At 36.6% G+C, this 12,397-nt stretch carries 10 protein-coding genes; all 10 read left to right on the forward strand.

Annotated elements, in window-relative coordinates:
• Window positions 1–616 (forward strand): transketolase C-terminal domain-containing protein (locus VIL26_00245; protein HEY8389376.1); only part of this gene is annotated, 616 nt, incomplete at its 5' end.
• A 310-nt stretch (window positions 617–926) separates the two neighbouring features.
• Window positions 927–2,315, forward strand: a complete 1,389-nt coding sequence (locus VIL26_00250) for an ABC transporter substrate-binding protein (protein ID HEY8389377.1) — start codon at window positions 927–929, stop codon at window positions 2,313–2,315.
• A 134-nt stretch (window positions 2,316–2,449) separates the two neighbouring features.
• Window positions 2,450–3,457, forward strand: a complete 1,008-nt coding sequence (locus VIL26_00255; protein HEY8389378.1) for a LacI family DNA-binding transcriptional regulator — start codon at window positions 2,450–2,452, stop codon at window positions 3,455–3,457.
• A 25-nt stretch (window positions 3,458–3,482) separates the two neighbouring features.
• On the forward strand, window positions 3,483–4,355 hold the full coding sequence (locus tag VIL26_00260; protein ID HEY8389379.1) for a sugar ABC transporter permease: 873 nt from the start codon (window positions 3,483–3,485) through the stop codon (window positions 4,353–4,355).
• A 10-nt stretch (window positions 4,356–4,365) separates the two neighbouring features.
• A complete protein-coding gene (locus tag VIL26_00265) occupies window positions 4,366–5,262 on the forward strand; it encodes a carbohydrate ABC transporter permease (GenBank protein ID HEY8389380.1) in 897 nt (298 codons plus the stop codon).
• A 23-nt stretch (window positions 5,263–5,285) separates the two neighbouring features.
• The gene (locus VIL26_00270; protein HEY8389381.1) at window positions 5,286–6,257 is read left to right on the forward strand and encodes a glycoside hydrolase family 130 protein; all 972 of its coding nucleotides are present in this window, start codon (window positions 5,286–5,288) and stop codon (window positions 6,255–6,257) included.
• Window positions 6,247–7,413: an AGE family epimerase/isomerase gene (locus VIL26_00275; GenBank protein ID HEY8389382.1), complete on the forward strand. Its 1,167-nt coding sequence runs from the start codon at window positions 6,247–6,249 to the stop codon at window positions 7,411–7,413. Before VIL26_00270 ends, VIL26_00275 begins: the two co-directional genes overlap by 11 nt.
• Window positions 7,395–8,537 (forward strand): glycosidase, encoded by a 1,143-nt coding sequence (locus tag VIL26_00280; protein ID HEY8389383.1) that lies wholly within the window; start codon window positions 7,395–7,397, stop codon window positions 8,535–8,537. The genes VIL26_00275 and VIL26_00280 overlap by 19 nt, the downstream gene beginning before the upstream one ends.
• A gap of 42 nt (window positions 8,538–8,579) precedes the next feature.
• On the forward strand, window positions 8,580–9,695 hold the full coding sequence (locus tag VIL26_00285; GenBank protein HEY8389384.1) for a hypothetical protein: 1,116 nt from the start codon (window positions 8,580–8,582) through the stop codon (window positions 9,693–9,695).
• Between the two features lie 17 nt (window positions 9,696–9,712).
• Window positions 9,713–12,064, forward strand: a complete 2,352-nt coding sequence (locus VIL26_00290; GenBank protein HEY8389385.1) for a cellulase family glycosylhydrolase — start codon at window positions 9,713–9,715, stop codon at window positions 12,062–12,064.
• The last annotated feature ends 333 nt before the right edge of the window (window positions 12,065–12,397 follow it).

Raw genomic sequence — 12,397 nt, forward strand, 5'->3', positions numbered from 1 at the left:
TGTCTTGACCCATGACAGTATAGGCGTAGGAGAAGACGGACCTACCCATCAACCTATCGAACAACTGATAAGCTTGCGCGCTACGCCTAACCTGAAGGTTTTCCGTCCTGCAGACGGCAAAGAAACAACTGCAGCTTATGTAAGCGCATTGACAGGAACAAGCCCCACAGCAATAGTGCTATCTCGTCAAAACTTGCCGCAGCTTAAAAACAATTCAAAGTTGGCATTAAAAGGCGGATATGTCCTGTCTGATTGTCAGGGCGCACCTGATATAATCCTGATGGCAAGCGGTTCTGAAGTTGAAGTTGTTTTAAAAGCACAAGAACTTCTATGCGAAGAAGGTGTAAACGCAAGAGTTGTATCTATGCCTTGTATGGAAGTCTTTGACGCTCAACCCAGGGAATACAAAGAACAGGTTCTGCCTGACAATGTACGGGCAAGAATAGCCGTAGAAGCAGGTTCAAGTTACAGCTGGCATAAGTATGTAGGATTGGACGGCAAAGTTTTGGGAGTGGATAACTTCGGTGCTTCAGCCCCTTCCAATCAATTGTTTGAACTTTACGGTTTTACCGCTCAGAATGTATTAAGAACAGCAAAAGAAATAATCAGAAAATAATTAATAATAAATTAAATTTTTTAAAGAGTCTCATAAAAAAATGAGACTCTTTTTTTAACTGCAAAAATCCTCTTTTATTTATGCAATCTGATATTAATAATATTAATATTGTAAATAATTTTTATATTATTTTATTAAAACATATTGACATTACGCTATTTTTGTGCTAACATTTTGTTAGCTAATCGATTAAGTAAAACTTAATAGAAATTGCTTTAATTAATCCTTTTACTAAAGATGATAATTTTATGCGAAATGAAATAAATGAAAAGATATCTCATTTATAAAAAAATATAAGGGAGAATTAAAAATGAGGAAAATTCTGACTTTAGTACTGTCTTTGATGCTGGCACTTGGTTTTTGCGTTTCAATAACCGGCTGCAAAGACAAGATTAATGAAATCGTTGTTTTGTCGCACAGAACGGATTTGAAAAACACCTTGCTGGCTCAGGCAAAAACTGAGTTTGAAAAGAAATATGCGGACAAGGGTTGGAAAGTTTCATTTGAGACCTATACCGATTATGAAGGCGATGTGACAACAAGAATTTCGGGCAATAATTACGGAGATGTTCTGATGCTGCCAAATTCAGTAGAAGATAAAGATTTTAGCAAAAAGTTTTTATCTTATGGAACAGTAGATGAATTGAGAGCGGAAGGCTGGCTTTGCATAACGGCAAAACAGTATCAGAATCAAGTTTACGGTTTGCCCAGCGGCTGTACCGTTGCAGGAATACTTTATAACATAGCTGTTTTTGAGGCTGCGGGAGTTGATGCCAGCAAACTTAATTCGGCTGAAAAGTTTTTACAGGCAATGGAAACAGTACAGGAATACGGAAGAAAAAACATAACTGATTGGAAAGGCGCGTTTTATACACATACTGCAGAAGGCTGGCCTTGCACGCAATGGCCTTCAGCAATACTTACAAGCTCAGGCAATGTCAATTATATGAACAATATTTTGCCTTGGGATACAAAAGCATTTTGGGATTCTGAAAAAGATGAGGCAGGTAAGGTAGGCAGAATTTACAACTTAATGTATGACCTTATTGTCAATGATGTGGTAGAACAAAGTCCTGTAGAAAAGAATTGGGAAAGCAGTAAAATCTGGTTTTCTCAGGGCAAGATTGGTGCAATGGCTATGGGTGCTTGGGCAATATCACAATTTGAAGATGCAGCAAGAGAAAACAATGGTGATCCTGATGATGTTGGATATATGCCGTATCCTTTTGTAGCTGATGACGGCAAGATGTATTCTCAGGTTGCATCAGATTATACAGTTGCAATAGCAAAAAACACAAAGAACAAAGAAGCATCTCAGGCATTTGTTGATTGGTTCTTGGGCGATTTTAATTATGCAGCTAAGAGCGGATATATTCCTCCCAAAAAAGGTATGTCATATCCTCCTAAGATTCAGGCATTTGAAAAGGCCGGTGTATTGCTGGTAGAAGAAGAAAAAGCTGTAATTGACGGTTCATTATCCACTGTAGAGAAAAACGCAAAAAGCAGTGCAACAGATGATACCCCGATAGTAATATGGGGACAGGAATGGGTAGTTGATTTTGCCACAACCGCATTTGATGTAAGAGACGGAAAATCAACCAAGACAATAAAAGAGCTTCTTTTGGGCGTACAGGCTGAATGGAATAACGGGATAAACGAACTGAAAAAAGATCATCCTAATCCTCCTTCATTGGATTAATTAACAGTTAATTAAAAGCTAGCTAAAAAAAGGGCGGGCTAACCTAAAATTTAGGTTACTGCCCGCCCCAATCCATTGCAATATCTTCATTATATCTATATAATCTAATAATAATCAATATTAGGTGGTATTATATGAAATCAGGCATCAAAATGAAAGATATTGCCAAAGAATTGGGAATAAGTACAGTTACAGTTTCCAAAGCCTTGGCGGATAAAGACGGCGTTTCTGAAGAATTAAGAGAACGCATAAAACAAAAGGCTATGGAAATGGGATATAAGATTTCTTCAATATCCCAGGCAATGCGTACGGGCAGGCAGAATAATATAGGTATTCTGATATGCGAGCGGTATCTAGAAGATCATTCGTTTTATTGGAGTTTGTATCAATACATTCTTTTAAAACTGATGAAAAAACAGTATTTCGGAATACTTGAAATTTTATCCGGAACCGATGAAAAACAACTTGTTATGCCTAAGATTCTTATGGAAAATAAAGTTGATGCAATAATAGCGGTAGGTCAGTTTAAAAAACGTTATCTTAACAAACTTGCTGAAGAATGTGCAGATAAATTAATGTTTCTGGATTTTTATGATCTGAGACTGCCTATCAGTTCGGTTGCCGCTGATAATTATAACGGCGGGTATGAAATCACCAGACATCTCATTAATTCCGGGCATAAAGACATTTTATATGTGGGTGATATCTATGCGACAACTTCGATTATGGACAGGGCAATGGGATATTACAAATGTATGCTCGAATATGAGTGTCCTATAAGAGAACATTGGTATCTGTCAGACCGAAACGATGACGGCCTGATAATTGAGCCTGATTTTCCTGAAAAGTTACCTACGGCGTTTGTATGTAACAGCGACAATACGGCTAATATGCTGTATCACATACTGACAAAAAAAGGATATAAAATTCCTGAAGATATTTCAATAGTCGGGTTTGACAACTTTTCTACGGGAGTTCCTGCCGATATAGGAATAACGACTATGGAAGTGGGAAGAGAACAGCTTGCGCAGTCTGCTGCTGAACTTATTGACAGTATTTTAAACAAAAAAACCAATGAGACGGTAAGGATTAATCTTAATTTTAAACTTATAGAAAAGCAGTCGGTTAAAAAATTGACATAAAGTTATAAAAACAGGGGGAATAAAAATGATCAGGTACAAAACACAGCGACGAATAATGATAACAGGTTTTTTGTTTGTACCGTTGGTGCTGTTGCTGTTGTTTACTTATCTGCCTTCACTTTTTGTATTTTATTTTTCCTTTCAGCAATGGAACGGCATAAGCGACATGGAATTTGTTAAATTTCAGAATTATGTTGCCATTTTTACCGATCCGGAAATATTCAAACCGCTTTTGAACAGTTTTTATTACATGGTCGGAGCTGTTGTTCAGATGGCTTTGGGACTGTTTCTGGCAACCTTGTTAAGTTTTAAGGTCGTTTTAAAGAACGTGTTTAAAGGAACATTTTTCTTTCCGTATCTTATTAACAGCGTTGCGGTAGGACTGATGTTTTCGTTCTTTTTCAGAAGTGACGGGGTGCTGAATTCAATTTTACATATTTTTGCCATAAGAAATACACCCGATTGGTTAAGACTGAACTTCTGGAATAACGTTTTATTGGCGGGTGTTTCCATATGGAAGTATATGGGCTTCAATCTGGTAATGTTTATAGGTGCTATACAGTCTATATCAAAAGAAATCTATGAAGCTGCTGAAATAGACGGTGCCAACAAATTTCAAATATTCTTTAAGATAATATATCCTGCAATCAGAAATATTATTTTACTCAATCTTATTCTTGCCATAAAAGGTGCTGTTAGCGTGTATGAAATACCTTACACAATGACAGGCGGAACATTCGGGACCTCGACTTTTGTAATAAAAACATTACAGATAGGAATTTCAACCCGTTACCGTCAGGTAGGGCTTGCATCAGCCATGTCTTTTGTGCTTTTGGGAATAGTGTTAGTTGTAACTGTTATTCAGCGGCTTATGTTCAAAGAAAAAAATGATTTTTAAGGATGAAAAAATGCAAGAATTGATATTATCGGATAATCATAATATTAATAAAACCAAGACCAGACAAGAAACGGCTAAGGTTATATCCAAATACTTCTTTCTGTCTTTAAAATATGTAATTCTGGGCTTGTTTGTGATTACAGTTTTTTTGCCTATAATACCTATCTTGTTCGGTTCATTAAAAGACGGCAATGAGTTTTTTGCAAGCGGTGTTCTTGATTTTCCTAAGAGCTGGAAATGGAACAATTATAAAACGGCTTTCATTGACGGAAATATGCTGACAGGTTTTATTAATACATTAATCATTATGATAGTGTCTTTGGCTGTATCTGTTTTAACAGGGGCAATGACGTCTTATGTTCTTCACCGCTTTGTCTTTAAAGGACAGAAGGTTGTTAAAAACCTGTTCCTGTTAGCTACATTGATACCCAATATAACCAACAATATTGCGACTTTTCAAATCATTTCATGGCTCAATCTTTTCAATACACGCTGGGCAGGTATACTGCTGTTTTCAGGTACGGATATAATTTCAGTCTATATAATGATGCAGTTTTTAGACAGCATATCCAAATCAATGGATGAATCGGCAATGATAGACGGGGCAAGCTATCTGAGAATATTTTTAGTGATAATATTTCCGCTTTTAATGCCTGCCATTATAACGGTTTTTATAATCAAAGGTGTTGCGATTTACAACGACTTTGTAACCCCCTTTTTGTTTATGCCTTCACCCGATCTGGCTATGATTTCAACTGCTTTGTATAACTTCAAAGGACCTTTTGCCGCAAGCTGGGAAATAATCAGTGCAGGTGTTATTTTAATTACACTGCCTATGCTTGCATCATTTGTGGTAATGCAAAAATGGATTTATAACGGGCTTGTTATGGGCTCGGTAAAAGAATAAATAAAACAGGATGTAAATGCGTTATGAAAGACATAAAAAAGCCCAATATTCCATGGCAGCCAAAACCGCAGGGTTATAATCTTCCGATATGGAGATATGACCGCAACCCTATAATAGGCACCAACCCTACCCAAAATATTGCACGAATTTTTAACAGTTCGGTAATAAGATATGAAGATTATTTTATGGGCGTTTTCAGGGCGGAACAGCTTAACGGTATGCCGTTTTTGTATCTCGGAAAATCACAGGACGGCATCAGCTGGTCATTTGAAAAAGAACGTATCCAGGTAAAAAATCCCGACGGCACTGAGGCAGAGTTTAAATATATGTATGACCCCCGTCTTATCGAACTTGAGAATACATACTATATCGTTTTTTGTACCGATTATCACGGTGCCACTATGGGTTTGATACAAACTTCTGATTTTAAAAATTATATAAGACTGGAAAATCCGTTTTTACCCTTTAACCGTAACGGAGTGCTTTTTCCAAGAAAAATCAACGGTATGTATTATATGCTGTCAAGACCATCTGACAGCGGACATACGCCTTTCGGGGACATCTTTGTAAGTGCAAGCCCTGACCTGAAGTTCTGGGGACTTCACAGATTTGTTTTCGGAAGGAACGATTTGTGGTGGCAGAATGTCAAAGTAGGAAGCGGCTGCAATCCGATTGAAACCGACGGTGGCTGGCTTTTGTTTTATCACGGAGTTACAGGTACATGTAACGGTTTTGTTTATAGTATGGGCGGTGCAATTCTGGATATTAATGATCCGTCAAAAGTGCTTTACAGATGCAGGAATTGGCTGATGACGCCTCAAAAAGACTATGAGGAAAAGGGCTTTGTTCCCAATGTAGTATTCCCGTGTTCCGCCTTATTGGAAAAAGAAACAGGCAAAATTGCCTTATATTATGGGGCTGCCGACAGCTATCTCGGACTGGCGTTTACTACATTGGATGAAGTCATAAGGTACATAAAAGAGAATGCAGAATAATTTTTTACAAAGTTTTGAGCAGGAATTGTTTGATAATATTGTGCCGTTCTGGAGCAAACTGAAAGACAGTGAAAACGGCGGATTTTACGGTTATGTTCAAAATGACGGTTCGGTAATAAAAAATGCTGATAAAGGAATATTGCTTCAGTGCAGAATTGTGTGGTTTTTTTCTGCTCTTTACGAAATAAAGCCTCAAAAACAAAACTATGAATTGGCAAAACACGGCTTGGAATACCTGAAGAATTATTGTTTTGACCAGGACGGTCTTGTGGTATGGCTTACAGATTATCAAGGGAAAAAAACAGATAAGACCAAGCATATTTATTATCAGTCATTTGCATTGTATGCGCTGTCACGGTATTATCAGAGTTTTTTAGATGACAGTGTAAAAAAAATGGCAGACAGTCTGTATAACTTAATAGAAAAAAATTATTATGATTCATACGGTTACAAAGAGCAATTGGATAATATGCCCAATAGGTTAGCTGATTGCGGCATAGCGTGTGACAGAACTATGAATGCCTTGCTTCATCTTCTGGAGGCATATACGCAGTATTATATAGCCTGTAAAAACAATAACGCCAAAGACAGCCTGAAAAGATTGCTGGATATATTTCATAGCAAAATATACGATTCACAAAAGCAAAGGTTTGAAGTGTTTTTTGATAATGAGATGAATTCCGTTACGGACTATTATTCATTCGGGCACGACATAGAAGCGGCATGGCTTCTCGATCTGGCGGCTAAAAGCATAGCTGATGAGCAGTACATTTTAAAAATAAGCAAACTTACCGATGCTATATGTAAAAAAGTTTACAATACCGCCTTTGATGAAAATGCTCTGATGTTTGCCAAAATTAACAATTATCAGGACAGCAATAAAGTATGGTGGGTTCAGGCTGAAGGAGTTTTAGGTTTTTTTAAGAACTTTATCAGATCGGGCAATCTTGATTATCTGTCGGCATCAAAAAAGCTTTTGGACTATATAAAAAAATATTTTATTAATCATCATACGGGTGAATGGTTTTGGCTGGTTGACAATGAAAACCGGCCTGATTATTCAAAACCTTTGGTATGCAACTGGAAATGCCCTTACCATAACGGAAGAATGTGCATAGAAATGATAAAGGAACTGAGATGTTCACAAATAAACTGAAGAAATTAAGAAAACAATATAAAAAGCTTATATTAAAAAAGAACAGACCTGTTGCAGACTATAACGGTATATTCAGGCGGTACCAAAATCCTGTTCTTACGGCACGGCACATCCCAGTAGAATGGCGGTATGATATAAATCCTGCTACCAATCCGTATCTTATCGAAAGGCTTGGCATAAATTCCGTTTTTAATGCAGGTGCAATTTTTTTTGATAATAAATTTGTGCTGATAGCAAGAGCAGAAGGAACAGACAGAAAATCATTTTTTGCCAAAGCGGTAAGCAAAAACGGTATAGATAATTTTGAGTTTGTTGAGCCGATATTGTTTGACAAACTGGGAGACGAGACCAATCTATATGATATGAGATTGACTCTGCATCAGGACGGATATATTTACGGAGTCTTTTGTTCTGAAAGCTTAGATAAAAGCGCCAATCAACCCATTGCTCAGGCGGGCATTGTAAGAACACGTGATTTGAAAAACTGGGAAAGATTGCCGGACTTAAAAACTAAAAGCCCTCAGCAACGCAATTGTGTTCTGCATCCCGAATTTGTAAACGGTCAGTATATGTTTTATACAAGACCGCAGGATGGTTTTATAGAAGTGGGAAATTCAGGCGGAATATGCGGTGGACTTTGTCAAGACATAACTAACGCTTTCATAGAAAAAGAAATCTTGATTGCACCTAGACGATATCACACTGTATACGAAACAAAAAACGGAGCAGGCATTGTGCCTATAAAAACGGATAGAGGCTGGATTCATATTGCACACGGTGTAAGAAATACGGCTTGTGGACTGAGATATGTTTTGTATGCCTTTGCCACAGACTTAATTGATCCGTTTAAGATTATTGCAATGCCCTCAGGATATCTTATGGCACCTCAAAATGATGAAAGGATAGGCGATGTTTCCAATGTCTTGTTTTGTAACGGCGCAATAGAACATAACGGGATAATTTATCTTTATTACGCTTCTTCGGACACACAAGTCCATGTTGCATCATTAGAAAAAGATGTCTTAATTGACTATATCTTTAATACACCCAAAGAAGAATTTAATACTTATGACTGCACTGCCCAAAGAATAAAACTTATTAATCAAAACAAATTATTTCTATAAAAAGCGACCAAATCAAAAAAATATAAAAAACAGGAGGGAACAATGAAAAGGTTCTTAATTTTTGTATTGGTTTTTTTAATGTCCTTTTGTATGTTGTCATTGATAGCATGCAAAAAGGAAGGGAATGTTTGCCCTGATCCTTCGGCACATAACCATGTATGTCCTGATGTCGAAGAATGTCCTGATGTCGGAATGCATTCCTTACCTAAGTATCCCGAAAGTGAGTTCGTGTTACCTATTGACATTCCACAGATTAACCCTAATGTAAAAGGTAAACTAACTGTTTCACCTGCTCTTGTTGAAATTAACTATGACGGTGAAGCGGCATCTGATGAACAATGGAGAAATTCAATAATTTTTGATTTAGGCGAACATGACTTTACTAGAAAGACTAAGATAGGACTTAATGTAAAAGGGGTTGGTGATTCTATTTGGGTAAAAGGACTTACATCAGATGGAAAAACAATCTTTGAGGGAGAAGTTGGCACCTCATCAACATGGCAATTAAAAGAATTGGTAATTCCACAGGATAATCGTTATAACCTGATAAAGATTGCCAAGGTTATAATTAACGCACCCAAACCCTCGCAAGGATTAAGAGCAGGCAAGATTTTTATTTGCGGCATTTGGTTTGACGGTGATGCCGAACCGGCTAAGGCACCTATTTATAATCCTGAAGATTATGAAGTGGTTTATGAATTTGATTTGAGTGTTGATACGGACGGAGATTCGTTTGCTTTTACAGACAATACCGCAACAGCTGGAGACGGTAAAGTTACGGCAACATATGACGTAACGGAAAAATCCATTACTTTTGTCAATATTGGTTATAGCGACTGGTTAAATATCGCTTTTAAGGCCCCAGAAAAAGACTCGGAAGAAAACATTATTGATTATAGTGATGTATGTTATGTTGTTATTGAATTTGTTGCGACAAGCGGCGCAATTATAAAAGCACAGGCAGACTGGAATGATTCAGCCAGCACCAGAGAATTTGACGGTGTTCAGGATGGTGAGACTACAGCTGTATGGGCAATGGCTTATGACGGTTATACTGCTTGGGGTGCAGTTACCTTTATTCCTACATATTTAAAAGAAGGGGTTACTGAGGCTACAGTTATTTTAAAGAGCATTAAGTTAGTTAAAGAAAAAGAATAACCAATAAGGGTGATAAAATGAAAGATAAAAGAATTGTTAAGTTTTTTATCTTCTCTTTAATAGCTTTTTTTGTTCTGGTAAGCATTCCGCTTTCGGTATTACAGCCGAAAGCGGATACTTTGCTGGCACAGGAAAACAACTTTGTTGCTGTTAGGGATGGAGATTTTTATTTAGGAGAAAAAGAATTTAGGTTTGTCGGCACTAATAATTATTATCTTCATTATAAAGATAATGTCATGATAGACAGTGTGTTAGATGAAGCTCAAAAATGCGGGTTCAATGTTATAAGAATGTGGGGTTTTTTTGACGGATGGACTGACAACAATCATAATAACAAGGCTTGGATGCAGCCACAAGCAGGAGTTTATACGCAGCCAAGCGGTTCAAAATACGATGCATACCAAAACTGCTGGGAAAGAATGGACTATACTCTATCCCAAGCAGCTCAAAAAAACATCAAGCTTATTATAGTGTTTACCAACTACTGGAAAGATTTTGGCGGATTAGATCAGTATCTGCAATGGTATAACGCTCAAAACGAAACAAACTTAACAACAAAAGATTTTTACACCAATGCAGGACTTAAAAAAATGTATAAGGATTATGTAAGTCAAGTAGTAAATCGTGTAAACACATACAACAATATCGCGTATAAGGACGATCCTACAATTATGGCATGGGAATTGATGAATGAACCGCGTAATCCTGTCAGAGAAGGGGGAAGCTGTCAGGATACCACAAAATGGGCGGAGGAAATGAGCGCTTATGTAAAAAGTCTTGACAATAAGCATTTGGTTGCTATGGGGGATGAAGGCTTTTTTTATCAAAAGACTGAGCTTGCTTATAACAATAACGCCAAACATGTTTATGACGGAAGTGAAGGAACTGACTTTGATGCCATTCTAAATATTGATACAATAGATTTCGGTACATATCATTTATATCCTGAAGGATGGGGTGTGGACAGCAATCATATGGAATGGGGTATTAAATGGATACAGGACCATATCAATTCCGGAAAGGCTGCTAAAAAGCCTGTAATTTTAGAAGAATTTGGAATAAATACCTCAGGCGGACGGAATCGTGAATTATATTATTATGAATGGGCAAAGGCAATTTATGAAAATGACGGTGCTGGTTTATTGTTTTGGATGTTGGCAGGAAAAGATACAGGCGATGAAGCAGGTGCTGACGGCAATTACCCTGATTATGATGGTTACCGTTTATTGAATAACGGACAATATCCCGAATTGGAAGTACTGAAAGAATGGTCCAAAATCTTTAGAGGCAGCAGTGCAGCGTTTGAAGACAAAGTACACATGATTACACCATATCTATCAAGCAGACAAGATGAAAATAAAGATATTAGATATCTGGAAATAGACAGTGATGTGACACCTATTTATAAAGTCCAAGCCAAGATCTTGACTAAAGATAAGATAAAAAAGGTAGAGCTATATGTTGACCGACGCAATTTTGGAAAAATGAAGTATAATTCTAATACTGGATATTATGAATATGATCTTAATATGAAATATATCTATCGTGGAGATTTTGCTGATTTAGATGTCATTGCTTTAAAACAAAATGGTACCAAACTGCAAGGTGAAAGAACAAGAGTAAAGAGAGCGTTAAAATATAATTACGTCGATAAATATGTGGCCAATTTTGATGGAGAAACTGAACCGGCAGGTACTTATCTCTCTCCTTATTCAACAGCAGCATATAATGCCAAGCTAAATTCAATTGCTTGGACACCTAAAGGCGGAGGCATGACAGAAATAGATTGTGTTGTTGACAATGACTCTTCATGGTGTGAATTAAAGATTTTGGCAAATCGTCTGGAAGGGCTGAAAGATGCTTATATGTTGAAGTTTGATGTTTTGATGAAAGAAAATCTTATTATACCTTTTACCGGCAATATCCCTTTGGAAGCGGAATCTTTCGAAAGTGCACCTGGTTTTAGGCATTATGCTGCCCTTGATCCGGGATGGACTAAAATTGGACTTAATGAAAATAATGTAAAATATACTGATTTGGAAAAAATAACAATAGACGGTGAAACATATTTGAAACAAACAGTAGAAATTCGTTATGCGGCGGCTGCTAGTCATACATCGCTGATATTAGGAGTTGTATTTAATTATGTTCGTTATGATGGTGCACTTTATATAGATAATCTTATCTTACAGGCAAGAGAGCCAGTGTATTCCTTTCAATCAGATGATTATATTGACTGGGAAAAAGAACAGCATGATAAAATGATAAGAACAATTTTGATTTCAACATTAATCCCTGTAGGTGTAATAGGGATATTGACGTCAACCTTCTTTTTAATAAGAGCAAAAAAGAAAAAATCCAAACAATAGTTTAAAATAAAAAAAGCTTCGACAGATTACTTAGAAGCTTTTTTTATTTTTGTCTTTAAAAGTATCTAATGCTTATTCAAAATAAAAAATAAAAGCATTTAGTTGTAAAAGGTTTTTTGGTTTAACCGTAGTTATGGCGTTATATGATAATATAACCGTTGCTTATATTATCACTAAACAATCATAATGTAAAATTTTAGAAAAATTGTTGACTAAATTGAGTTATGTCTATAAGATGATATTGGAAGAAATACTGTAAAATCCTTTGCAAAAAGAGAGGTGTTTTAAAATGTCAAAATATACGGCAGAACAGATAAGAAAAATAGTCAAAGA

The sequence above is a fragment of the Clostridia bacterium genome, from assembly GCA_036562685.1.
Taxonomy (GTDB): Bacteria; Bacillota; Clostridia; order Christensenellales; family DUVY01; genus DUVY01.